General features: G+C 37.4%; 23 protein-coding genes and 1 riboswitch. Of the genes, 21 read left to right on the top strand and 2 right to left on the bottom strand.

Annotation, left to right across the window (positions count from 1 at the left end):
- Window positions 1–142: 142 nt before the first annotated feature.
- The 12 genes from HMPREF2933_RS08925 to HMPREF2933_RS08870 all read left to right on the top strand — a co-directional run bounded on the left by HMPREF2933_RS08925 (window position 143) and on the right by HMPREF2933_RS08870 (window position 14,708).
- Entirely contained in the window at window positions 143–1,813 is a 1,671-nt protein-coding gene (locus HMPREF2933_RS08925; RefSeq protein ID WP_070672818.1) for a BglG family transcription antiterminator, read from the top strand.
- A gap of 161 nt (window positions 1,814–1,974) precedes the next feature.
- Window positions 1,975–3,066, top strand: coding sequence for an L-ascorbate 6-phosphate lactonase (gene ulaG, locus HMPREF2933_RS08920; protein WP_024052589.1), 1,092 nt, complete (start codon window positions 1,975–1,977; stop codon window positions 3,064–3,066).
- Window positions 3,067–3,176: 110 nt separating this feature from the next.
- Window positions 3,177–5,153: a transketolase gene (gene tkt, locus HMPREF2933_RS08915; protein ID WP_024052590.1), complete on the top strand. Its 1,977-nt coding sequence runs from the start codon at window positions 3,177–3,179 to the stop codon at window positions 5,151–5,153.
- Window positions 5,154–5,248: 95 nt separating this feature from the next.
- A complete protein-coding gene (locus HMPREF2933_RS08910; RefSeq protein WP_024052591.1) occupies window positions 5,249–5,737 on the top strand; it encodes a prolyl-tRNA synthetase associated domain-containing protein in 489 nt (162 codons plus the stop codon).
- Between the two features lie 108 nt (window positions 5,738–5,845).
- Window positions 5,846–6,184 carry a preprotein translocase subunit YajC gene (yajC, locus tag HMPREF2933_RS08905; protein ID WP_003026971.1) on the top strand — a complete coding sequence of 113 codons (339 nt, stop codon included), beginning with the start codon at window positions 5,846–5,848 and terminating at the stop codon, window positions 6,182–6,184.
- A 342-nt stretch (window positions 6,185–6,526) separates the two neighbouring features.
- Window positions 6,527–7,276, top strand: coding sequence for an isoprenyl transferase (locus HMPREF2933_RS08900; protein WP_024052593.1), 750 nt, complete (start codon window positions 6,527–6,529; stop codon window positions 7,274–7,276).
- 8 nt (window positions 7,277–7,284) lie between these two features.
- The gene (locus HMPREF2933_RS08895; protein WP_024052594.1) at window positions 7,285–8,088 is read left to right on the top strand and encodes a phosphatidate cytidylyltransferase; all 804 of its coding nucleotides are present in this window, start codon (window positions 7,285–7,287) and stop codon (window positions 8,086–8,088) included.
- A 438-nt stretch (window positions 8,089–8,526) separates the two neighbouring features.
- Window positions 8,527–9,798, top strand: coding sequence for a M50 family metallopeptidase (locus tag HMPREF2933_RS08890; protein ID WP_070241512.1), 1,272 nt, complete (start codon window positions 8,527–8,529; stop codon window positions 9,796–9,798).
- A gap of 37 nt (window positions 9,799–9,835) precedes the next feature.
- Window positions 9,836–11,695, top strand: a complete 1,860-nt coding sequence (locus HMPREF2933_RS08885; RefSeq protein WP_024052596.1) for a proline--tRNA ligase — start codon at window positions 9,836–9,838, stop codon at window positions 11,693–11,695.
- 265 nt (window positions 11,696–11,960) lie between these two features.
- Window positions 11,961–12,599 carry a hypothetical protein gene (locus HMPREF2933_RS08880; RefSeq protein WP_024052597.1) on the top strand — a complete coding sequence of 213 codons (639 nt, stop codon included), beginning with the start codon at window positions 11,961–11,963 and terminating at the stop codon, window positions 12,597–12,599.
- Window positions 12,600–12,665: 66 nt separating this feature from the next.
- Window positions 12,666–13,970 (top strand): bifunctional folylpolyglutamate synthase/dihydrofolate synthase, encoded by a 1,305-nt coding sequence (locus HMPREF2933_RS08875; protein ID WP_024052598.1) that lies wholly within the window; start codon window positions 12,666–12,668, stop codon window positions 13,968–13,970.
- 54 nt (window positions 13,971–14,024) lie between these two features.
- Window positions 14,025–14,114, top strand: a riboswitch (THF riboswitch).
- A gap of 33 nt (window positions 14,115–14,147) precedes the next feature.
- Window positions 14,148–14,708, top strand: coding sequence for a folate family ECF transporter S component (locus tag HMPREF2933_RS08870; RefSeq protein ID WP_024052599.1), 561 nt, complete (start codon window positions 14,148–14,150; stop codon window positions 14,706–14,708).
- A gap of 62 nt (window positions 14,709–14,770) precedes the next feature.
- Here HMPREF2933_RS08870 and pepA read toward each other — a convergent pair whose 3' ends face one another.
- Complete coding sequence (gene pepA, locus HMPREF2933_RS08865; RefSeq protein WP_042754108.1) at window positions 14,771–15,835, bottom strand: glutamyl aminopeptidase; 1,065 nt, start codon at window positions 15,833–15,835, stop codon at window positions 14,771–14,773.
- Window positions 15,836–15,954: 119 nt separating this feature from the next.
- Here pepA and HMPREF2933_RS08860 point away from each other — a divergent pair, with 119 nt between their 5' ends.
- The 5 genes from HMPREF2933_RS08860 (at window position 15,955) to HMPREF2933_RS08840 (ending at window position 18,862) form a co-directional block, all read left to right on the top strand.
- A complete protein-coding gene (locus HMPREF2933_RS08860) occupies window positions 15,955–16,242 on the top strand; it encodes a DUF4651 domain-containing protein (RefSeq protein WP_024052601.1) in 288 nt (95 codons plus the stop codon).
- Window positions 16,239–16,556, top strand: coding sequence for a thioredoxin family protein (locus HMPREF2933_RS08855; protein ID WP_070672816.1), 318 nt, complete (start codon window positions 16,239–16,241; stop codon window positions 16,554–16,556). The genes HMPREF2933_RS08860 and HMPREF2933_RS08855 overlap by 4 nt, the downstream gene beginning before the upstream one ends.
- 16 nt (window positions 16,557–16,572) lie before the next feature.
- Window positions 16,573–17,199, top strand: a complete 627-nt coding sequence (gene ytpR, locus HMPREF2933_RS08850) for a YtpR family tRNA-binding protein (RefSeq protein ID WP_024052603.1) — start codon at window positions 16,573–16,575, stop codon at window positions 17,197–17,199.
- Window positions 17,200–17,270: 71 nt separating this feature from the next.
- Window positions 17,271–17,666: a single-stranded DNA-binding protein gene (locus tag HMPREF2933_RS08845; protein ID WP_003070740.1), complete on the top strand. Its 396-nt coding sequence runs from the start codon at window positions 17,271–17,273 to the stop codon at window positions 17,664–17,666.
- 416 nt (window positions 17,667–18,082) lie between these two features.
- Window positions 18,083–18,862 carry an InlB B-repeat-containing protein gene (locus HMPREF2933_RS08840; RefSeq protein WP_024052604.1) on the top strand — a complete coding sequence of 260 codons (780 nt, stop codon included), beginning with the start codon at window positions 18,083–18,085 and terminating at the stop codon, window positions 18,860–18,862.
- 37 nt (window positions 18,863–18,899) lie between these two features.
- On the opposite strand, the gene HMPREF2933_RS08835 is transcribed toward HMPREF2933_RS08840, so the two are convergent.
- Entirely contained in the window at window positions 18,900–19,700 is an 801-nt protein-coding gene (locus tag HMPREF2933_RS08835) for a LacI family DNA-binding transcriptional regulator (protein WP_024052605.1), read from the bottom strand.
- A 61-nt stretch (window positions 19,701–19,761) separates the two neighbouring features.
- Here HMPREF2933_RS08835 and HMPREF2933_RS08830 point away from each other — a divergent pair, with 61 nt between their 5' ends.
- The 4 genes from HMPREF2933_RS08830 to HMPREF2933_RS08815 are packed head-to-tail and all read left to right on the top strand — an operon-like array spanning window position 19,762 to window position 25,064.
- Complete coding sequence (locus HMPREF2933_RS08830) at window positions 19,762–21,465, top strand: glycoside hydrolase family 13 protein (protein WP_024052606.1); 1,704 nt, start codon at window positions 19,762–19,764, stop codon at window positions 21,463–21,465.
- 9 nt (window positions 21,466–21,474) lie between these two features.
- Window positions 21,475–22,920, top strand: a complete 1,446-nt coding sequence (locus tag HMPREF2933_RS08825; protein ID WP_070672814.1) for a sugar ABC transporter substrate-binding protein — start codon at window positions 21,475–21,477, stop codon at window positions 22,918–22,920.
- A 9-nt stretch (window positions 22,921–22,929) separates the two neighbouring features.
- Window positions 22,930–24,240 (top strand): carbohydrate ABC transporter permease, encoded by a 1,311-nt coding sequence (locus tag HMPREF2933_RS08820; RefSeq protein WP_070672811.1) that lies wholly within the window; start codon window positions 22,930–22,932, stop codon window positions 24,238–24,240.
- Complete coding sequence (locus HMPREF2933_RS08815) at window positions 24,237–25,064, top strand: sugar ABC transporter permease (protein WP_024052609.1); 828 nt, start codon at window positions 24,237–24,239, stop codon at window positions 25,062–25,064. The genes HMPREF2933_RS08820 and HMPREF2933_RS08815 overlap by 4 nt, the downstream gene beginning before the upstream one ends.
- The last annotated feature ends 56 nt before the right edge of the window (window positions 25,065–25,120 follow it).

The following is a 25,120-nucleotide window of genomic DNA, read 5'->3' as shown; positions in this document are numbered from 1 at the left end:
AGTTCCACACCCTGCTTTTCTCATTCTGCTTCCGCAACAAACTCAAAGATAAGCAAAATAACAGATGGACTCGTTTCAATCTCGTAGGAAGATGTGTGAAAAGATGTTATAATAATTTACAGTCCCTTTCAAGGAGTAAATGATGATACTATTGGACCAGACAAGTTGTGACTTACTAAGATACCTCATTCAGCTGAAAGAGCCAGAAACGATTATGACGATTTCACGGGCAACCAATCAATCGCGGAGGAAGATTTATTATCATTTGGAAAAAATCAATGACGCTTTGGCAGAGGTTGGTGAAATGATTAGCAGTCGTCCGAGGGTAGGGATTGTCTTAACTGCACAGCAAAAAGAATTATGCCAATCCTTGCTGGAAGGAGTCGATTCTTATAGTTATGTCATGAACATGACCGAGCGCATGCAGTTGACTGTTCTGTATATTTGTGTTGCAAACAAGCGTGTGACCATTGAAAAACTGATGGAATTGACAGAAGTATCCCGCAATACGGTTCTCAACGATTTGAATGAAATCCGCAATCAGTTAGCTTCGGAGCAGTATCAAGTCAATCTCACTTCCACGAAAGCGCAAGGATATTTTTTAAAGTGTCATCCGCTCAATAAAATCCAATATGTTCATTCTCTCTTGTATCACATTTTTGTAGAGGGAAATCATAGTTTTGTGATGATTTTGACAGAAAAGATAAAAGCATTTATCGGAGAAGATTTACTTTTGTCCGATGATTTACAGGATTTTCTCAATCAAATAGTGCAAGATGTGGAGCAGAATTTGGGCAAGAAAATCAATCGACATGAAATCAAGTTCATGCTGCAAGTTTTACCATATCTGCTGTTGAGCTGCCGCAATATGGCTTTAAATGAGGAAGAACAGGAAGACTTGAAGCGTGAGTTTACCTTGATTCGCAAGCGGATAGAATACCAAGCAGCCAAGAATTTGAATAGTAATTTACAGGCAACATTTGGCTTGCAATTAAATGACATTGAGATTTCTCTCTTAGCCGTTCTTTTGCTTTCTTATCGGAAGGACAGGGATATTCATGCAACCAGTCAAGATTTTGTCCAATTAAAAGAAGCGATTGATGAGTTTATCTGGCGTTTTGAAGTTAGTTCGCACTTTGAAATTGAAAATAAAGAAGATTTGTTGCGGAATTTATTGACGCACTGCAAGGCTCTGCTGTTCCGTAAAACCTACGGAATTGTATCCCAAAATCCATTAACTGCTCAAATCAAGGAAAAATATGCAGAGTTGTTTGCGGTCACCAAGTCTTGCGCTGTGATTTTGGAGGAAGCGTGGCTTATTTCACTAACCGATGATGAGGTGGCTTATCTTGCTCTTCACATGGGTGGATTTTTAAAGCATAATCATGCTGAAAAACGAGATGCTAAACGAATTTATTTAGTTTGTGACGAGGGAGTCGCTGTGCAGAAATTGCTGCTCAAGCAGTGCTTATATCATTTGCCAAATGAAAATTTAGGCGCTGTTTTTACGACAGAGCAATTCAAAAGTGTTGAAGACATTTTAGATGTGGACTTATTGATTACGACAAATGACGGGTTGGAAACTACTTTGCCAACGATACAGGTTCAGCCTATTTTGGACTACGAGGATGTATTGAATATTACTTCTTTTGTGAAAGATCAAGCTCTTTCTACTAAAGGCGTGCGATTTAGTCAAGATTTAGAACGACTTTTGTCACAATACCTCAAGGATTCAACTCGTACACAAGAGTTGAAAAATAAAATTCAAAAGCTTGTAAACGAAGAATTATTATCAACTTCAACAGAAGACTGAAAGAATGGATGACTAGCTAGGGATAGAATTCCCGGCTTTTTTAGGTACTAAAAATAGTCCAATCTTGAACACAGCCTTGTGCTTTATTTGGTCTTTTTTTCTCTCTTAGAGCAGCTTATACTAAAGATAGAAATATAATATTATCTTGAGGAGGAATGATCATGCTAAACGTAAACGAAATTACTCGGGAATCTTGGATTTTAAGTACTTTCCCAGAATGGGGCACTTGGCTTAACGAAGAAATTGAAGCAGAAGTAGTGCCTGAAGGTAACTTTGCTATGTGGTGGTTAGGGAATTGTGGTGTTTGGATTAAGACGCCAGGCGGAGCTAATGTGGTTATGGATCTTTGGTCTAACCGCGGAAAATCAACTAAAAAGGTCAAAGATATGGTGCGGGGACATCAAATGGCAAATATGGCAGGCGTACGTAAATTACAGCCAAATTTGCGCGTGCAGCCAATGGTGATTGATCCATTTATGATTAATGAGTTGGACTATTATCTGGTATCGCATTTTCACAGTGACCATATTGATATCAATACTGCAGCAGCGATTGTCAACAATCCGAAATTGAATCATGTTAAATTTGTCGGACCTTATGAATGTGGCGAAATCTGGAAAAAATGGGGTGTCCCAGAAGAACGTATCATCGTGATTAAACCCGGCGAAAGTTTTGAGTTTAAAGATATTAAAGTATCAGCTGTGGAATCTTTCGACCGAACTTGCTTGGTAACACTTCCGGTTGATGGTGCTGATGCCCAAGATGGTGAACTGAAAGGTCTGCCTGTAACAGATGAAGAAATGGCGCGTAAAGCAGTCAATTACATCTTTGAAACGCCAGGTGGTACAATTTATCATGGTGCAGATTCGCACTTCTCAAACTATTTTGCCAAACACGGAAAAGATTTCAATATTGATGTAGCGATTAACAACTACGGTGATAATCCAATCGGTATTCAAGACAAGATGACTTCAATTGATTTGCTTCGTATGGCTGAAAACCTTCGTGCCAAAGTTATTATTCCAGTTCATTATGATATTTGGTCTAACTTCATGGCTTCAACGGACGAGATTTTAGCCTTGTGGAAGATGCGTAAAGAGCGCCTCCAATATCAATTCCATCCATTCATCTGGGAAGTCGGTGGTAAATATACCTATCCGCAAGACAAAGACAGGATTGAATATCATCACCCACGTGGCTTTGATGATTGCTTTGAGCATGATTCAAACATTCAATTTAAGGCTTTACTATAAAAAATTAAGTGGGAATTATCCGTATACATTGCGATATGCGGATAATTTTCTTATAATGATAGTGTAGAATAATTGCTACTGAAAAGGTAGTATTATAAAAGGAGAATTCAATGTCAAATTTATCTGTCAATGCCATTCGTTTTTTGGGAATTGATGCTATTGAAAAATCAAAATCTGGGCATCCAGGTGTTGTCATGGGCGCAGCACCGATGGCTTATGACTTATTTACCAAGCAAATGCGTGTGAATCCAGAAGTACCAAATTGGGTCAATCGCGATCGTTTTGTTTTATCAGCAGGCCACGGCTCTATGCTGCTCTATGCACTTCTTCACTTGTCTGGTTTTCAAGATGTCACTATGGACGAAATCAAGCACTTCCGTCAATGGGGTTCTAAAACGCCTGGACATCCAGAATTTGGACATACGGCTGGTGTAGATGCGACAACTGGACCCCTCGGTCAAGGAATTTCGATGGCAACTGGTTTTGCGCAAGCAGAACGTTTCCTAGCTGCTAAGTACAACCGTGAAGGCTATAATATCTTTGACCACTATACCTATGTCATCTGTGGTGACGGGGACTTAATGGAAGGTGTGTCTGCTGAAGCGGCTTCTTATGCTGGACTGCAAAAGCTAGATAAGCTCATCGTTCTCTATGATTCAAACGACATCAATTTGGACGGAGAAACGAAAGATTCCTTTACAGAAAGTGTTCGTGACCGTTACAATGCTTACGGCTGGCACACAGCTTTGGTCAAAGATGGAACAGACTTAGAAGCAATCGATACGGCGATTGAAACCGCAAAAGTTTCTGGCAAACCTTCCTTGATTGAAGTCAAAACGGTGATTGGTTATGGCTCACCAAATAAACAAGGGACAAATGCTGTTCATGGAGCGCCTCTTGGTGCGGAAGAAGCAGCGGCTACTCGCAAAGCCCTTACTTGGGATTACGCACCATTTGAAATTCCAGAAGAAGTCTACGAAGATTATCGAGTTAATGTTGCAGAACGCGGCAAAGCTGCCTATGATGCTTGGGAAAAACTCGTTGAAGAATACAAACAAGCCTATCCTGACTTAGCTGATGAAGTTTCTGCCATTATTGCTGGAAAAGATCCAGTTGAGATCAAACCAGAAGATTTTCCAGTAAAAGAAACAGGTCTTTCACAAGCTACTCGTAATTCTAGCCAAGATGCTTTGAATGCTGCCGCAAAAGTTCTCCCAACTTTCCTTGGTGGCTCTGCTGACCTCGCTCATTCTAATATGACTTACATCAAAGAAGATGGCTTGCAAGATGATGCCCACCGTCTTAACCGCAATATTCAATTTGGTGTGCGTGAATTTGCTATGGGTACTATTTTGAATGGTATGGCGCTTCACGGAGGACTTCGTGTTTATGGCGGTACGTTCTTTGTCTTCTCAGACTATGTTAAAGCGGCTGTTCGCTTATCAGCCCTTCAAGGCTTACCTGTGACTTATGTCTTTACGCATGACTCAATTGCAGTTGGTGAGGATGGTCCAACTCATGAACCAATTGAGCACTTAGCAGGTCTTCGTGCAATTCCAAACCTCAATGTCTTGCGCCCAGCAGATGCACGTGAAACACAGGCTGCTTGGTACTTGGCACTCAAGAGTCAAACAACTCCAACAGCTTTGGTTCTCACACGTCAAAACTTGACAGTTGAAGCTAGAACTGACTTTGACAAGGTGGCGAAAGGAGCTTATGTTGTATATGAAACAGCAAATGGTTTTGATACAATTCTTCTGGCATCTGGTTCTGAAGTTAACTTAGCTGTTGCAACTGCTAAAGAGTTGGAAGTACAAGGAGAAAAGGTTCGTGTTGTCAGCGTACCATCAACAGACATCTTTGATGCACAAGACGCTGCTTACAAAGAAGAAATTTTACCAAATGCAGTTCGTCGCCGTGTTGCTATCGAAATGGCTGCAACCCAGTCTTGGTATAAATATGTCGGACTTGACGGAGCTGTTATCGGTATTGACAAATTCGGTGCTTCTGCCCCAGCTGCTAAGGTAATGGAAGAATATGGCTTCACCGTTGCTCATGTCGTAGAAGTTGTGAAAAATTTGAAATAGTAACTATCAAGAAGAACCGAGGCTTGCTTTGCTTCGGTTTTTCTAACTAGAAATGCTATAATGAAAATAGGAAATTTTATCTCGGAGGTGTGAAGATGACAAAGGAAAGTATGATTTATCAGCTGTTGGATGAATTGAAAATTTCTTATGATCGTCTGGATCATGAACCAATTTCTTCCGTTATTGAGGCAGCTGAAAAAGGAATTGTCTTACCGGGGCAACAGGTCAAAAATCTCTTTTTGAAAAATAAAAAGGGACGTCAATTTTATTTGGTCATTTTGCGGGACGAAAAAACGGCAGATATCAAGCATTTGGCAGAAATCCTTGATGAAAAACGATTATCATTTGCCAATGATAAGGAGCTGGAGGAGCTTTTACAGGTAGAGCCAGGTGCGGTTACACCCTTTGGGCTGCTTTTTGATAAGGAAAAGAAAGTCCAACTGATTGTGGACGAGGAGGTTGATCCGAACTTGACCGTGGGTTTTCATCCTTTTGTCAATACAACAACGCTCAATATCGCTTATGCGGACTTTTTACGCTTTTTGGAAAAAGCAGAGCATACTGTCAAAAGAATTCGCTGCTAGTCAGACTTAAGGAGGAATCCTTTTAGAAATTTCAGCTCTTCCTTGTAAATTATTTAGGAATCTGCTATAGTAGATAATATATGAAATCTAAAGGAGACTAAAATGAAAATGGGTAACGGTTTTTCAATTTTAATCATGTTGGTTGTGATGATGGGCTTGATGTTCTTCATGCAACGTTCTCAAAAGAAACAAGCAGACAAACGGATGGAAAGCTTGAACAAACTACAAAAAGGATATGAAGTCATTACGATTGGTGGCTTGTATGGTACGGTTGATGAAGTTGATACTGAAAAGAAAACGGTTGTTCTCGATGTAGATGGTGTTTACTTGACATTTGAATTAACAGCTATTAAGACCGTATTGCCTCTCACAGAGGGAATCACAGCAGTTGCTGGTGCAGACGGAAGTGTTGATATGTCAGAAGATACAGCTATTGAAGAAGAATAGTAGTGTTTTAAGCTAAAAAAGGGATTGGAGTTTCTCCAGTTCTTTTATTTTTGCTTGAAAGGTTTCTTTTACAATTTATAAGAATAATTCTTTTTCTACTTTGACGTCGCCAATTAGCTATTTTGATGCCAAAGCCCAACCAAGTAACAAATATTCCCTTAGCAGAATAGGAATTTTAAAAAGATAAAGCATTTAATTTTATCGTAAAATAATGTGAAAAAGAAATTGGAGCCAAAAATTTCTATGTTTCGGCTTCTTTTTTATCTGAAATTTATCATAAATCCCATTTTTAGAGGATTTATGATATAATGAAATGTAAAACTTTATTAGGAAAACAAGCAGATGTTTAGTTTTAAGAAAAAAGAAAAAATTGAAGTTCCGTTACAAATACCAAAACATATCGGTATTATTATGGACGGGAATGGTCGTTGGGCTAAAAAGAGAATGCAGCCGCGCGTTTTCGGGCATAAGTCTGGAATGGAAACTTTGCAAAATGTTACCATTGCAGCTAAAGAGTTGGGTGTCCAAGTATTGACAGTCTACGCGTTCTCCACAGAAAATTGGTCGCGTCCTGAAAAAGAAGTCAGCTTTATCATGAACTTGCCGGTTGAATTTTACGACCGTTATGTGCCTGAGTTGCATAGAAATAACGTAAAAATTCAAATGATTGGAGATACAGAGCGGCTGCCTAAGACAACGTATGATGCGCTTTGCAAAGCAGAAGAATTAACGCGACTCAACACAGGCTTGATTCTGAATTTTGCCTTGAATTATGGTGGTCGTGCTGAGATTGTTCAGGCAGTTAAAATGATTGCTCAAGATGTGTTAGATGCCAAGTTCAGTCCGGGCGAGATTGATGAAGAGATGATTGCCAATTATCTACAAACCAGCAGTCTACCTCGATTATTGCGCAATCCGGATTTGGTCATTCGAACGAGCGGAGAATTGCGTTTGAGTAATTTCTTACCTTGGCAAAGTGCATATAGTGAGCTGTATTTTACAGACATTTTATGGCCGGATTTTGATGAGAAAGCTTTGAAAGCAGCTATTGAAGAATATAGTAAACGAAATCGTCGATTTGGCGGCGTGTAGGAGAATTTATGGATAAGGATTTACAAAGACGTGTTATTTTTGGCGGAGTGGCACTTGCTATCTTCATTCCAGTTTTGATGATAGGAGGTGCTCTTCTGCAAATTGGAATGGGGCTTCTAGCCATGTTGGGTGTTCATGAATTGCTACAAATGAAAGGGCTGAGAAGTACCACACTAGAAGGTGTCTTAGCTATGTTAGCAGGTTTTGTGCTGACGATTCCACTCGAAAACTATTTGAAATTTTTGTCGGTAGACGGAAATGTTGTGGCCTATAGTTTAGTTGTTTTTCTTCTATTAGGCTCAACTGTTCTAGGGAAAAATTACAGTTTTGAAGATGCGGCTTATCCAATCGCTGCGAGTTTTTACGTGGGAATTGGCTTCAATGCTTTGCTAGATGCACGGGTGGCTGGTTTTGACAAAGTGCTCTTAGCCTTGTTTATCGTCTGGGCAACGGATAGCGGAGCTTACTTGGTCGGACGGAGATATGGCGTACGTCGCTTAGCTCCTCATGTTTCACCAAATAAAACTGTTGAGGGCAGCCTAGGAGGCATTGCTTCAGCAGTCCTTGTAACATTTATTTTTATGTTGTTTGATAGAAACGTTGCCGCACCTCATCATATGTTTGTCATGCTTCTTTCCACAGTATTCTTTAGTATTGCAGGTCAGTTTGGGGACTTGGTAGAAAGTGCAATTAAGCGCCATTTTGGAGTCAAAGATTCTGGTAAATTTATACCCGGACATGGTGGTGTGTTAGATCGTTTTGACAGCATGCTGTTTGTCTTTCCCTTGATGCATTTCTTTGGATTGTTCTAATGAGAATGGTAAAATGAAGTGGGACAGACTAACGTGATTGTTTTGTAATCACTCACAGAAAAATGAAATCTGAGAAGATGAGATAAAAAATCAATATTTCGCAAGAAGTTTATTTTGTTACTCCCCTCTGCACAGTTGACTAGGATAGTTGTTGTTCTTTCCCTAGTAAGGGATTAGAACTACCACTCGACAGTGATTGATTGGCACTAAAGTACCTAATCAATTGTGCATAGGAACTCTAAATTGACTAAAGTCAACAGAGTTTCTCATTACTGCGTTTTGTTGTAAAAATAATTATTGTAAGAGTCTGGGAAACGTTCCTTCCAGCCTCTTTGTGAATGAACTTTATAAGGAAATCTTAAGCCGAGTGAAGTAATCTTGATTTGCTGGGTGCAATTCAGTAAGATGATCATGTCAGAAAGTAGAAAGGTTGGTGTAATGCAGTCTGGTATTATAGGAATTATCACCTTTATCATTGTTTTTGGAATTATTGTAGTTGTTCATGAGTTTGGACATTTCTATTTTGCGAAAAAATCGGGCATTTTGGTGCGGGAGTTTGCTATTGGAATGGGCCCGAAAATTTTTGCTCATATCGGAAAAGACGGTACGGCGTATACCATTCGGATGTTACCGCTGGGTGGCTATGTTCGTATGGCTGGTTGGGGCGAAGATTCGACCGAGATTAAAACCGGAACACCTGCTAGTTTGACTTTAAATGAAGCAGGTAAGGTCGTCCGAATCAACCTTTCGGGCAAGAAAATTGATCAAACCGCTTTGCCGATGAATGTGACGGGCTTTGATTTGGAAGACAAGCTGGAAATCACTGGTTTGGTACTAGATGAACAAAAGACCTATGCGGTTGACCATGACGCAACAATCGTAGAAGAAGACGGCACAGAGGTTCGGATTGCTCCGCTTGATGTGCAGTATCAAAATGCTAGTTTAGGCGGGCGCCTCATTACCAACTTTGCAGGACCGATGAACAATTTCATTTTGGGGATTGTAGCTTTTCTGTTGTTGATTTTCATGCAGGGTGGCGTTGCCAATCCCAATACAAATCATATTCGTGTCTTACAGGACGGTGCCTTGGCACAAGCTGGTGTAAAAAATAACAACCAGATTTTAAAAGTTGGTCAAGCAGAAATCAAGAATTGGTCGGATTTGACCCAAGCTGTTCAGTCTGAGACGAAAAACAGTAAAGGGCAGTCAGAACTAAATGTGACTGTTAAAAGCGGAAATAAAGTTCAAGAGCTGACAGTTAAGCCTAAAAAAGAGCAAGGAAGATATCTATTAGGAGTGATGCCGGGCTTGAAATCAGATTTTCCGTCTATGATCGCGGGTGGGTTTAGCATGGCTTGGAACGCTAGTTTCCGCATCTTTGACGCTTTAAAAAATTTAATTTTCCACCCAGACATCAATAAACTAGGCGGTCCTGTGGCGATTTACAAAGCCAGTAGTGACGCTGCTAAAGGCGGAATTGAAAGTGTTATCGCTTTATTAGCTATGCTATCTCTAAATATTGGTATTTTTAATCTCATTCCTATCCCAGCGCTTGACGGTGGAAAGATTGTGCTCAATCTTCTTGAAGCCATTCGTCGCAAGCCATTGAAACAGGAAACAGAAACCTATGTCACGTTGGCAGGTGTCGCTGTTATGGTACTCCTAATGATTGTGGTGACCTGGAATGATATTATGAGAACCTTCTTTTAAAAGGTGAATTCTAAATAATAAATAAAAGGAAGAATTTATGAAACAAAGTAAAATGTTAATCCCAACACTACGTGAAATGCCTAGTGATGCACAAGTCATCAGCCATGCACTTATGCTGCGTGCGGGCTATGTCCGCCAAATTTCAGCAGGTGTTTACTCTTACTTACCATTGGCTAATCGCGTGATTGAAAAAGTAAAAAAAATCATGCGAGAAGAATTTGAAAAAATCGGTGCGGTCGAAATGTTAGCTCCAGCCCTCCTTAGTGCCGACCTTTGGCGTGAATCAGGTCGTTATGATACCTACGGTGAAGATCTTTATAAATTAAAAAATCGCGAAGGTTCAGATTTTATCTTAGGGCCCACTCATGAAGAAACATTCACCGCAATTGTACGGGATTCTGTAAAATCTTATAAGCAATTACCGCTTAATCTTTATCAGATTCAGGCTAAATACCGTGATGAAAAGCGTCCTCGAAATGGCTTATTGCGGACACGTGAGTTTATCATGAAAGACGGTTATAGCTTCCATGCCAATTACGATAGCCTAGACGTGACTTATGATGAATACAAGACGGCTTATGAAAATATTTTTATTCGTAGTGAGATTGAATTTAAAGGTATTATCGGTGACGGTGGTGCCATGGGTGGAAAGGATAGTCAAGAATTTATGGCCATTACACCTGAACGGACAGACCTCAGCCGTTGGGTTGTCTTGGACAAGTCAGTCGCTAGCTTTGATGAAATTCCAGCTGATGTGCAAGAAGCCATTAAAGCTGAATTGACAAGTTGGTTGGTGTCTGGTGAAGATACTGTTGTGTATTCAAGCGAGTCAAACTATGCTGCAAATTTGGAAATGGCAACGAATGAATACAAACCAAGCAATCGTGTCGTGGCAAAAGAGGAATTGACTCGTATAGAGACCCCAGATTGCAAGTCAATTGATGAAGTCGCTGCTTTTCTTCATGTTGATGAAAGCCAAACAATTAAAACGTTGGTTTATATTGCTGATGAGAAACCGATTGTAGCGCTTCTTGTTGGGAATGATCAACTGAATGAAGTCAAGCTGAAAAATTATTTAGGTGCTGATTTTTTTGAACCAGCAAGTGAAAAAGAAGTTCGTGAATTATTTGGAGCAAACTTTGGTTCTCTTGGACCTGTTCATCTTCCAGAAGATGTTCAAATTATCGCTGATCGCAAAGTAGAGGACGTTCGAAATGCGGTGGTTGGTGCCAATGAAGACGGTTATCATTTGACCGGTGTCAATCCAGGGCGAGACTTCACAGCAGAATATGTAGATATTCGCGAGGTGCGTGAAGGAGAAATTTCACCAGACGGACAAGGCGTCTTGAAATTTGCACGTGGCATTGAAATTGGACATATTTTTAAATTAGGAACTCGTTATTCAGAAAGTATGAATGCGACTGTTTTAGATGAAAATGGTCGTGCAGTTCCTGTCGTAATGGGCTGCTATGGTATTGGTGTCAGTCGCCTCTTATCAGCTGTTATGGAGCAACATGCACGCCTCTTTGTCAATAAAACGCCAAAGGGAGACTATCGCTATGCTTGGGGAATCAATTTTCCAAAAGAATTGGCACCGTTTGATGTGCATCTAATCCCTGTAAATGTCAAAGACGAGGAAGCTCTTTCATTGACAGAACAACTAGAAGCAAAGCTGCTCAAAGCTGGCTACGAAGTTTTGACAGATGACCGCAATGAACGCGCAGGTGTGAAATTCAGCGATAGTGACTTGATTGGCCTACCAATCCGTGTGACGATCGGGAAAAAAGCAGCTGACCGCATCGTTGAAGTCAAAATCAAAGCGACAGGTGATACCATTGAAGTGCATGTTGACAACCTTCTTGAAACACTTGCAATCCTAACGAAGAAAAATGAATAAATAGGTCTAAAACAAGATCTAAATTATCATTCAAAAAACAGGAAAAATCTTAATTGGAGACAATCCGAAAGAGATTTTGCCTGTTTTTTTGAGTTGATACTTTGCGTCGACTTGTTGGCGTGGGACAAAGAAGGACTGTTGAGGGAAATGTGTTTTACTTTGCTTTCATTTTTTACTATTTGAAGATAAAAAATAAATTTTTAGGGCATCTTCTGAGGAAACCTTTGAAATATTTTATACTAAAAAGGTAGAAAAAGGAGTTGAAATGAGAAAGATAAAAAATATTCTTCAAATGAGTTTGCTAATCGTTCTGACACAGATTGCTTTGGTATTGCTGACGACGCCATTGTCCAAATCATTGACCTTTCAGCAGTCAAGTTTTGTATTTTTGTTCATTCTATTTTCTTGTGGCTTGCTTTATTTTCGCTATTTTTCCAGAGAGTTAACAGATTTTAAATCAGAAATCTTAACGGCTCGTTACTGGCCTCTCCTGCGATTATCCTATCTCATGATGGTATTTATCAATGCTATAGGAGTTTATCTGATGATTTTAGAAGGGACGGCTGCTGTTTCAGAAAGTCAACAATTATTTATGAGCCTGTTCATCCACTCCTCTCTTTTTTTGCTGGGTGTTGATGTGATAGCTCTGGTGCCTGAAGTACGGTCATTTATTATTCATCTTTTTGTTTCAAAAGATCAAGCAAGAATGAGTTTTGTGATAGGGAGTTTGTTTTTTATCCTTTTACGAAATCCAGCTGATATCAGTTGTTTTATCGTTTATACGGGCTTAGGATTTCTGTTTTCGCTCTTTATTCCCAAGCCACTTCCTCGTTTGGAGTTCTCCATTTTCAGTCATTTGTTGCGCAATAGCTTTTCTCTTCTTTTCTTGCTCATTTTTTGGTAAATTCCTTTTGTAGAAATCTCACTTCTATGATAAAATGAGAGCATTATAGATTGGATGAGAAGGACAATGATACAAAAGGAAGAACAGTTAGAATGGTTGCACCAACACCAAACAAAAGAGCCGCATTTAGGCTTAGAACGAGTGAGACGACTATTAGCATTGCGAGGTAATCCGCATTTACAAATCTCGGTCATTCACATTGCAGGTACCAATGGAAAAGGATCAACGATTGCGCATTTACGTCAGCTATTGCAAGTAAAGAAGTTGTGTATTGGAACGTTTACATCGCCTTATCTTCTTAACTATAATGAGCAAATTGCAATCAATGGTTTACCTATTTCAGACGAAGACTTTTATTCTTTGTTGCAATCTTATCAAGAGTTATTAAAAAAGCAGGTAGATGATACGGTATTGCAGGCAATAACAGAGTTTGAGATTATCACGGCGTTGGCTTATGATTATTTCTGCCAGCAAGAGGTAGATGTGGTCATAATGGAAGTAGGTCTGGGTGGTTTATTGGACAGTACTAATGTGTGTCGACCGGATTTGACAGCTATTACGACAATCGGACTAGATCACATGGCTATTTTAGGTACCACACTGGCAGACATTGCAGTGCAAAAGGCAGGTATTATCAAAGAGAGGGTACCAGTAGTGACAGGCAAGATTTCTTCAGAAGCACTGGCAGTTATTCACACTATTGCTCAGCAACGTCAGGCTTCTCATGTCCGCTATGGGAAAGATTATCAGGTAGAGTCTGTGCAACGCTTGGCAGAAGGAGAAAAATTTCGTTTTTCAAATGCATTTCGGCAGAAAGAAGACTATCAAAGTGTTCTTTTGGGCGTTCATCAAGTTGAGAATGCAGGACTTGCACTTGAATTATGCGATCAATATTGCTACTTGAAAGGTTTACCATTGTTGAGTGAAAATGAGGTAAGACGGGCATTAAAAAGAACGTATTGGCCTGCTCGCTTGGAGAAAATTTCAAATGCACCATTGATTTTGCTAGATGGTGCACACAATCCTCATGCAATGAAAGCCCTGATTGCTTCCTTAGAAAGCTATTTTCCAGATTATCAAAAAACGATTTTATTTACATGTATTCAAACTAAGGCGTTGGATGAAATGGTTGCTTTGTTAAAAACTGTTTCCAAATCTCAGTTATTTCTCACTACATTTGAAGATTCGAAGAGTTTTTCAACAGAAGAAATGCAAGGTTTGGCAAAGCGTGAAAAGTTAAAATATGTAGAGTGGTTGCCTTATTTGGAGCAATACAAAAAAGTCAAACATGGAGAGAAAGAGCTACTGCTCATCACAGGCTCTCTCTATTTCCTTGCAGATGTGAGAAAATATCTAATGAGCGATAGGTAAAAGGGGGTTTTCTAAATAGTTCAAATGTGATAGAATAAAAGAGCAATTCGTTTGCACAGAGTAAGTGGTCTGCGTTAAGTGTGTATGGATGGGATGTTGCCATACAACGAAACATTTGTGCGGTAGACCATTGCATCCGCTGTCATTTTGACAGCTCCCGAAAGAAAAGGAGCGAATATGAGAAAAAACTCGCCTAAGTTGTCGGTGCAACTTTTAGTTGCCCTTTCTATGATTGTAGCTCTCTGCTTTGTCTTAGAGAGGTTTTCAATCTTTGTCATCCCTCGTTTGTTGAAGCTGAGCCCAGCTTTCATTGGTTATACCCTTATGGGAAGTGTCGCTGGTCCGATTTTATCTGGTCTGGTTTCTGCCGTATATGATATGCTTTCCTTTTTCTTTTTGAGTCAGGGGCAACCATTCATTATCTGGTTTACATTGATTGAAGCCTTGCAAGGTATTCTCTATGGTTATTTCTTTTATGGCAAAGAATTACGATTTGAACGGAAGAAAGACTGGCTTTGGGTGACACTAGCAACTGTCGCTGTTATGGGAGTGGGGACCTTTACCTTAACGCCCTTAGCTCTCCATTTACAATATGGAGTACCCTTTGTTGCACTATACGCTACTAGGGCATGGTCTGTTTTTGAAATTCCTTTACGAGTATTTGTGACAATGCTCATTGTCCCACAGTTGCAACGAATCCCCGAATTACGTAAGTTAATGGGATTAAACAATAAGTGAAAAAACGAGAGCAGAAAAAGGCTGAGACATCACTGTCTACAGCCTTTTCAAATATGCATTTTTTAATAGTTTTTTATCAAATCAACGGTTGAACGATCCAATTTCTTAACAAGAGCTTGTAAGAAAGCTTGAGCTTGTAGAAAGTCGTCCATTGCGTAGAGTGTTTGATGAGAATGAATGTAACGTGCACAAACACCAATAGTTGTAGAAGGCACACCACCGTTTTTGAGATGAGCAGCGCCTGCATCGGTTCCGCCTTTGCCACAGTAGTATTGATACTTGATGCCTGCTTCTTCTGCCGTTGTTAGAAGGAAATCTTTCATATTTGGCAACATGAGGTGACCTGGATCAAAGAAACGAATCAGAGTCCCTTCTCCGATAGCTCCTTGATCTCCGTAAATGTCGCCAGCAGGCGAACAGTCTACTGCCAAGAAAACTTCTGGGTCAAACTTAGTCGTTGAAACATGGGCTCCACGCAATCCGACTTCTTCTTGGACATTGGCTCCAACATAAAGTTCGTTGTTAAGCTTTTGTCCAGCCAGAGCTTGAACCAGTTCACTCACCATGAGGACACCGTAACGATTGTCCCAAGCTTTTGAGATAACGTTTTTCCCATTAGCTGTGAGAATAGCAGAGCTGTCTGGTACAATCGTATCGCCTGGACGAATGCCGTAGCTTTCAGCTTCTGCTTTATCAGCAAATCCACCGTCAAAAACAATATCTTCAATCCTTGGTAGACTTGGTCCACCTGTTCCACGAGTCAAATGTGGAGGAACAGATCCTGAAATAACAGGAATTTCATCTCCTGTACGATTAGATAATTTAAACCGTTGGCTGCTAACGACGAGTGGATTCCAGCCACCAATTTGTACCACACGAAACGTTCCGTCGGGTTTGATTTCACTCACCATGAAGCCAACTTCATCCATGTGGGCAGCTACCAAGACACGTGGTGCATTAGTAGCTTCTGAATGTTTTACTCCGAAAATACCACCTAAGCCGTCGGTTATGACTTCGTCTACATGAGGAGTGATTTTTTTACGCAAATAATTGCGAACAGGCGCTTCATGCCCTGAAACGGCAGCAATTTCTGTTACTTCTTTGATTTTTGAAAATAATTCTGACATCATTAACCTTCTTTCTGTTCTTATTTTATCATTTTCTATCATAGTTGGGTAGCATTCAAAGATAAAAAACAGTAGTGTTTCGATTTGTCCCAATTTATCTTTTGTGTTAAAATATTGTCATGAAAGCTAAAAAGATTCTATTAACAACGGCTGCACTTGCGGGAGTAGGGATTGCAGCTTATGCGACTAAAAAAACGTTGGACGAACGAAAAGAAGCTGAGTGGCGTGAGCAATTAGTTGCTGAAATTCGGAAAAGTTTGTCTGATCTAGGCGATATTGCCACACTATATGTGCAATTATACAAGTCAGATGAGCATCGATTGGTTGGTGGTGTGGTGTATGAAGATAATCGACACATCACATTTGTGTATGAAAACGGTGAATTGACCTATGAGGAAGAACAATGATTATTCCAGACAATATAGAAGAATTGGCATCATTTGTGAAACGCGAAGGAAAGATTGTGTTCTTTTTCACAGCCGAGTGGTGTGGAGATTGTCGTTTTATTAAACCTTTTTTGCCTGAGATTGAAGCAGAAAATCCTGATTTTACCTTTGTTGAGGTCAATCGTGACGATTATATGGAAGTTGCCCAAAAGTGGGATGTGTATGGGATTCCTAGCCTAGTAGTCCTAGAAAATGGACAAGAAATTGGTCGTTTTGTTAATCGCGAGCGAAAAACGAAGACGCAAATCAATGAATTTTTAGCCCAGTTAAACTGAACATATAGGAGAAATAATGATTTTTACATATAATAAAGAGCACGTTGGAGACGTGCTGATGGTGATTGTTGCAGACGGTCAAGGAGTTAAGTTAGCTGCTGAGCGCAAGGGAAACGTAGCGCGTATTTATCGTTTGGACAATGGAGAAACAGTTGCTTGGAATATTTTTCAGGTTTCTAATCTTTTTAATATTACCGAACGTGGGCAAGTTTTTCTGACAGATGAAGAAATTTCAATTCTGAATCAAGAATTGAGCCAAGCAGGTTTTGAACCAGAATTGGTCAATGACCTTGAGCCGAAATTTGTAGTTGGTGAAATTGTGGAAATGGTAGCTCATCCAGATAGTGACCACCTTAATATTTGTCAAGTAAAAGTAGCAGCAGATAAAGTGGTTCAAATCGTAGCCGGTGCGCCTAATGCTAAAGTAGGTCTCAAGACGATTGTGGTGCTTCCGGGTGCTATGATGCCAAAGGGAAACTTGATTTTTCCTAGTGAGCTGCGTGGAGAAAAGAGTTTTGGTATGATGTGCAGTCCTCGTGAGTTGCAACTGCCAAATGCCCCACAAAAGCGCGGAATTATTGAATTAGCAAGCTCAGAAGTAGTAGGAACAGCTTTTGATCCAATCAAACATTGGCAAGAATAAGTACAAATTAATCGTGGATTTTCACGATTTTTTCTTTTTTCTTACGAATAAATAGTTAGGAGGAAAAGAAAATGTATAATAAAGTAATTTTAATTGGTCGCTTGGTTAATACACCAGAGTTAAATAAAACAGCTAATGATAAATCTGTGGCGCGTGCAACGCTTGCTGTTAATCGCCGATATAAAGGACAAAATGGCGAGCGAGAAGCGGATTTTGTAAACGTCATTGTTTGGGGCAAATTAGCCGAAACTTTAGCAAGTTATGCAACAAAAGGAAGCTTAATTTCTCTTGATGGAGAACTTCGTACCCGTCGTTATGAGAAAGACGGTGTGACACATTATGTAACAGAAGTGCTTTGCAACGGCTTCCAGTTATTAGAAAGTCGTGCCCAACGAGCTCTTCGTGAGAATAATACAGGTGCAGACTTGGCAGATTTGGTTCTAGAAGAAGAGGAATTGCCATTTTAGGAATAGAAATTTCCGATTAAAATATTTAAAAATATTAGGATATTGAAGCTGAAATTTATCTTGATGTGATTAAAAAATGAGAAAAATACAGTTCCTAATCAAAGTTCAGTCATTAATAACAGAAAAGCTTAAAATCAACGTTTTTGATAACTTGCTTTTAAGCTTTTTTACTATTTCTGGGATTTTTATCTATTTGAATATCTTTTGTGACTCAATATGAATCTAAAGGAAACTGTTTAGCTTTAAAAATTATTATGACAGGCAAAATTCAACGACTTGAGTGATTGATAATTTTAAAAGAGAAGTTGATGTGTATGAAAAAAATTAACAATAAATAGTTGACAAATGGGAGCGGTTGCAGTAAAATCGACTTAAACGTTTAAGTTAAAAATTAATTTTCTCAAAGGAGTTTTACAATGAAAAAAGTCTTTTCTTATTTAGTGTTAGCAGGAAGCTGTTTTAGTCTAATGGCTTGTGGACAAACCACAAAGAACTCATCTGTAACGAATACAAGTGAGACAAACCGTAAGGAGATAAAAGTTAATTACTATGATACAGATGGGAAAACTTTATTAAAAAATGAAAAAGTTAATTCTATTAAAGATATTTTGAAGTTTAAGCCTGAAAAGCAGGGAAAGAATTTTGAAGGTTGGTATGTAAAACCAGATTATTCGCGAAAATTTACGGATAAAATGGAGGTGAAATCAGTGTTATCCTTGTATGCAGGTTTTTCAACCTATAAAGCAGATAAGAGAGAGTTTATTATTCTGGGCAAAGGGAAAAGTCCGACATTAAAAACATCTAATTGGGGTGCGGTAGTAAATGATACACACAAGATGAAAAAAGAGGAGCAAGCAAATAGTAATATTTATAAAATTACTGTTGATTTAGAAGCAGGAGATGAATTTCAATTTGCCATTAATAATAAATGGGAAAATCAAAGAGGATTTGGTTATCTTCAAACAACTAAAAAAGATGGTGTTAGTTATTTCGAGAACTCAGGAGGTATAGGTGAAGTTTCAAGTAAACGTGCTAATATAAAAGTTGTCAAACCAGGGACTTATACCTTTACTTTAGTGACACATCCAGCTGAGGATACTTATGATACGAAAAACGAAAAATACACTGAACTAAAAAAGGAGGCTTTCAACATGAATCCTTTTGATACAATTTTTTGGGACTATACAAAAAAATGAGTGAGAAAGTCCACTCATTATACGATCAGATATAGATTTAAACCAGAATATCATGATTTTGAATTTTCTTACGTTGTATAGCCCATTCAATGCTTTGAAATAAATGTTGAAATTTTTCTTCAAATATATTTGGTAGGTAAAGTTTCTTTTTAAGATTAGACGTGAGTTGATGGATACTTTCATCAATCACTAAAATATTTTTAGCTGCAAAATATTCTAAATCAATCGTATTTTCAGTGAAAATAAAAATATCTTTAAAAGTATTCTGAATTTTTGTTAACCGTTCTTCGTTTCGTATAGGGAGAGTAAGTAAGGTAAAAGGCTCATTATTAAAGTAAGTTTGAGCTGTACGATGGATGCGAGAGTAATCTGTATTTATCTGAAAAAATACAGGATTATCAATGAAACTATCTAAGGCAATTAGAGGGGAAAAATTGATATTTCCAATTTTATAGAAAGTTTCGTTATCTATATCTAATGTAATAACAGCATCTACATTATCGTATTTTTCAATACACTGCTCATTTAAATAAAATAAATTGTATTGTTTAGAGTGGAGAAACTTTGAGAACTGATTTATAAAGTAAAATTGCTCAGCATTTTTGATTAATGATGAAGATTGCTGACAGTAGATTGCTACTGTTTGTAATTTCTTTGTGATAAGAGATTTAGCTGCTTGATTAGGAGTATAATCTAAAAGATTGATAATTTGCCATATTTTATTTTTAGTTTTATCGCTAATTTTTTGATCTTCGCGATTGTTGATAACATAGGATACAGTTGCAACAGATACACCTGCTTCTCGAGCAATATCTTTTATAGTTACTTTATTTTTCATATTCTTGTTATATAAAAAAAGAAAGTAAAAGTCAACTGATAAAAAAGAAGGGAGATTGAGGATGAATGAAGCAGGCATATTACACATACCTGATTCAAGATATTGCTTTGCTATTAATGAAAATGAACTTGTCATCCGTTTTCGACTAGCTAAAGAAGATCGAGATGTAAAAGTATTTCTTTTATATGGAATGAAATATGATTACCAGACAAAGCGAAAAGAAAAGGAAATTTTTATTTGCTATGAAGATAAACTATTCGTTTATTTTGAAGTTAAATTACACTTAGATGATACACGATTCGCCTATATTTTTCGACTAGAAAAAGAAAATGAACTATATTACTTTAGTGAAGATGGAGTCACACAAGATTATGATTTTTCAAATGCTTTTTATAATTTCTTTCAAATGCCATATATAAATCAAGCGGATTTATTTCCTTGTGTTCCATGGATGAAAGAAGCAGTATTTTATCAAATTTTTGTGGATCGGTTTTGTAAAGGGAATGAGCAAAAAAATCAATCTTATATAACGATGAATTGGGGAGAGAAGCCTACACCGACAAATTTTGCGGGAGGAGATTTGCAAGGGATTCTTGCAAAATTAGACTATTTATCCGACTTAGGGATTAATGCAATCTATTTGAGTCCTATTTTTACTTCTCCGTCTAATCATAAATACGATATTATTGATTACTATACGATTGATGAGCAATTTGGCTCTAAGAAAGATTTGAAACAATTAATTGAGGTAGCTCACCAAAAAGGCATGAGAGTGATTTTAGATGCAGTCTTTAATCATTGCAGTTATAGGTCTAAAGAATTTATGGATGTAATCCGAAAAGGAAAGGAGTCAAAATATTACAGTTGGTTTCTTATACAAGGTGATTTTCCTGATATAAAGGAACAAAATTACGAAAGCTTTGCTGCTTGTTATTATATGCCAAAATGGAATACTTCAAATCCGGAAGTTCAAAAACATTTAATTCAAATTGGACTTTATTGGGTGCGAGAATTTGACATAGATGGTTGGCGTTTAGATGTATCTGATGAAGTTTCTCACCAATTTTGGCGCCAATTCCGTTTGGCAATCAAACAGCAAAAAGTAGATTGTGTATTGATTGGTGAAAATTGGCATGATGCTTATCCCTATCTTATGGGGGATCAGTATGATAGTATCATGAATTATGCTTTCACAAAGGCTTGTCTGGATTGCTTTGCTTTTAATCGTTATTCTGCTCAGGATATGGCAGAACAATTAAATCATATTTTAATGAGAAATGTAAGCCAAGTAAACCAAATGAATTTGAATTTATTAGATTCGCATGACGTACATAGAATTTTTACACAAGTAGGGTGTTCAAAAGAAAAATTATTAGCCGCTCTAGCTTTAATGTTTATGTTTCCGGGAGTGCCTTGTCTTTATTACGGAACTGAAATTTGCATGGAGGGAGGTTATGATCCTGACTCAAGACGTACCTTTGATTGGAATATGGAGCATTGGGATTTGCAAATAATGGCAAAAATAAAAGAATTAATTGCTTTAAAGAAAGAAAAAATTGTGCAAGAAGGTGAAGTTCGAATTTTCTTTAAAGGGGCGATTCTGGTAATTGAGAGAAAATATAATGACACTTGCTTAATAGTTGAACTGAATCTCAGCAATCAAGAACAAAACCTTGATGAAGATATCTCGCAATCTTTAATTGAAAATGGAGTACGTTATCATAATGTGCTAGTTCCTTATGGTTATAGAATATCAAAAAGATAGGAGGATGATATGAAATTAAAAGTAATTGGAAAGATAAGTATCCTTGCAATTATAGGATTATGTCTTATTGCTTGTGGTCGTTCCACTAAAAACAAGTCTGCTAATGGAAATCGAATTTTTAATGGGAAATTAGAAAAAAATGTGACTATTAAAGTCTTAGAAAATGATACGGCAATTTCCAAAGGTTATTTTAGCGAGTTAATCAAAGCATTTAATGAGGAATATGCAGATAAAGGAATTAAAGCAGTAGATGCCAATACTGATCAGCATGTAGACTTAGCAAATGACGGGCCTTATGGTTATGGACCAGATGTATTATATCAGGCTAACGATGTGATTATGAAATATGCTGAGAAAAAACATGTTTATCCGTTGCCTATCAAAACATTAGATGCCTACAAAACGACATCAGAAAAAGCATGGTCTGCTTTTGAAATACAAAAATATGGAAAGACCTACATTTGCGGTGTTCCTGTAAATGTCCAATCTTCTATGTTGTATTATCGAAAAGATTTATTGCCAGCTGACTGGAAAGAAAGATGGGATAAAAATAAAAACGGTATTCCAGATATGACTGAAACTTGGTCTGATTTGGTTAAGTTTTCAAAAGAACGTCATGTGGCAAATTCTTCACAATATGGTTATATGGAATCTCTTTATGACACTTATTTTTCAAGTGGTTATCTGTTTTCCTATGGTGGATATATATTTGGTAAAAAGAACACAGATACTAAAGATATTGGCTTTGCTAAGGGCGAAGCTGAAAAAGGAGCAAAAATTATTCAACAGTTAGCTGCTGTTATGAATGAAGAAAGTATTGATGATACTATTAAAACAAGTGCTTATAGTAAGTTAGGGAATGGAACTTATTTTGCAACAATGTCAACGCCAGATGTTTATTCAACTTTCTTAGATGAACTGAAAAAGAATTATGAATCACAAGGACAATCTTCGCAAGAAGCCGAGAAAAATGCTAAGGCAAACCTTGTGATGACAACTCTGCCTCAGCTGCCAAAAAGTGGTGATTTGACAGATACTAAGTCAACATTAATCCCTACCAAATCAATGGGTGGAGTGAATGGTTACGCTATTAGCGCTTATACCAAAGCTCCAAATGCAAGCCTAGCCTTTATCAATTTTGCAACACGCTATAAAATGATTGTTAAACGTTATGAAAAACTAGGAATTGTCCCAACTCGCAAAGATGTAGTAGATAAATTAGGAGGTATTTCTAAAGATTTATATTCAAATCTTGAAAAAAATAATATTATCTTAATGCCTTCAATATCTGCTGTATCACAAATTTGGACACCGACTCAGACTTATTTTGCAGACATTACGAAAGATGTCTTTCGTCCGAAAAATGAAAAGAAATATAAAAGCAACAAGGACTTAAAGGACGGACTCTCAAATGTAAGCAAACAAATTAGTGATGCTATTCACACACTAGAATAGGAGTGTAGTATGTGGGAGAAAAATCTCAAAAGTTTCAAGGAATCTACTTTCAAAACTAAACTCTCCTTTATTTGTATGGGAGTAGGACAGTTTCTTTATGGTCAAAAAATAAAGGGATGTCTCTTTTTCCTCATAGAACTGTTGTATTTATTTTATTTCATTAGCCGAGGTTGGAAAGACATAACAGATTTCTTTACTTTAGGAACAGAGGAAACAGATACTTGGCTTGGCATTCAAGGAGACAACTCTATTATTATTCTCTTAATGGGGATTTTGAGTTTTTTGTTTCTGTCTGTATTTATATGCCTCTACATCTTAAATGTAAAAGATTGTTTACAGATAGAAAGAATGGTAAAGAAAGGTAAAAAACTTCCCAACTTTCGAGAAGAATTAGCTATACTGACTGATAAAAACTTTCCGGCATTTGTATTATTTTTACCTGTGTTAGGAGTTTTGTTATTCAGTGTTTTACCTATCTTATTTATGATTTTAATTGCTTTTACGAACTATGGAGGCAAAGTTGTTCCTCCGATGTTAGTTGATTGGGTGGGTCTGGCTAATTTTTTAAAAATTATTTCTCTTTCTCAATTTGCTCCGACGTTTTTTAAAATTTTATCTTGGAATGTTATTTGGGGTGTTCTATCGACTTTCTTAAATTATTTTGGTGGAATTGGTTTAGCGCTTCTTTTTACCAATAAGCGTGTAAAAGGTCAGACTTTATGGCGAGCTTTTCCAATTTTAGCTTATGCTATTCCTGGTTTTATCAGTTTACTGGCTTTTAAGTTCATGTTTTCTTACGGTGGTCCTATAAATCAGCTTATTCAGCAATTCGGTCATAAAGCTATTGGTTTTTTGGATGTAGATGCAAAATGGTCTGCAAGATTCATTGGACTCCTTGTTAATGCTTGGATAGGAATACCTTCCATTATGCTATTAGTGACAGGGATGTTAGCGAACCGAGATGAAAGCTTGTATGAAGCATCTCGAATAGATGGTGCAAATAAATGGATGCAATTTAGGAAGATTACTTTACCTTATATTTTAACAGCAACAACTCCGGTTTTAATTGGACAATTTGTTGGTAATTTTAATAATTTTGGTATTTTTTATTTCTTAAGAGGAAGCTTATATCTTAAAAATTACTTCCTTGCAAGCGATACAGATTTATTAATTAATTGGCTGTATAACTTATCAATAGATAATAATTATTATAGTATTGGTGCTAGCATTAGTTTGATTATCTTTTTGATTACCTCAGCTATTTCATTGACGGTCTATGTGCGTACATCATCTTACAAGGAGGGAGGAAGGTTTTCATGAGAAGAATGAAAAGGTTTATTGAAAGTTCTAGCTTGTATGTTCTAATATTATTAGTCAGTTTAATATTTCTGTTTCCTTGTATTTGGTTGTTATTGGCTTCGTTTTCTCGTTCAGGAACAATTTATTCCTTTAAAGGTTTTTTTCCAAAATCTTATAGTCTGCACAGTTTTATAACTTTATTCAATGATACAAAGCTATATAACTATCCTAGATGGTTTTTGAATACTCTTTTTATTTCAGGAAGTAGTTGTCTTTTGGGGTCTGTGTTAACTATCTTAACAGCTTATTCTATGTCCCGATTTGATTTTAAAAGTAAAAAATCGTTGATGAAGATAACAATGGTATTGGGAATGTTTCCTTCATTTATGGGAATGATTGCAGTTTATCTCTTAATGACACAATTTAACCTCATTAATCAATTGTGGGGCTTAGTTTTGATTTATAGTGCTGCTGCACCACTAGGATATTTAACACAAAAAGGATTTTTTGATACAATTCCTCATAGTATTGATGAAGCTGCTAGAATAGATGGAGCAACTAGTTTCCAAATCTTTTGGCATGTTCATTTACCTTTATCTAGACCAATTATTACTTACACAGCTTTAACAGCTTTTGCTTGGCCTTGGAGTGATTTTATTCTTCCTAAATTGTTATTAAAAGAAAAAAATCTTTATACAGTTGCAGTCGGGTTGATGAATCTTGACGAGACTGAATTTGCAAGATTTGCGGCAGGAAGCGTTTTTATAGCAGTTCCAATTGTATTTTTATATTTCTTATTAATCAAAAATATGGTAAAAGGTTTAACTGCAGGGGCAGTAAAATGAGGGTAAAATAATGAAAAATAGAAAATTAAATAGATGTTTAATCATTATATTTTGCT

Origin of the sequence: Streptococcus sp. HMSC066F10 (assembly GCF_001813805.1) — a bacterium.
Taxonomy (GTDB): Bacteria; Bacillota; Bacilli; order Lactobacillales; family Streptococcaceae; genus Streptococcus; species Streptococcus vaginalis.
Note: the sequence above shows the minus strand (reverse complement) of the source record. Positions and strands in the feature narration are given on the sequence as shown.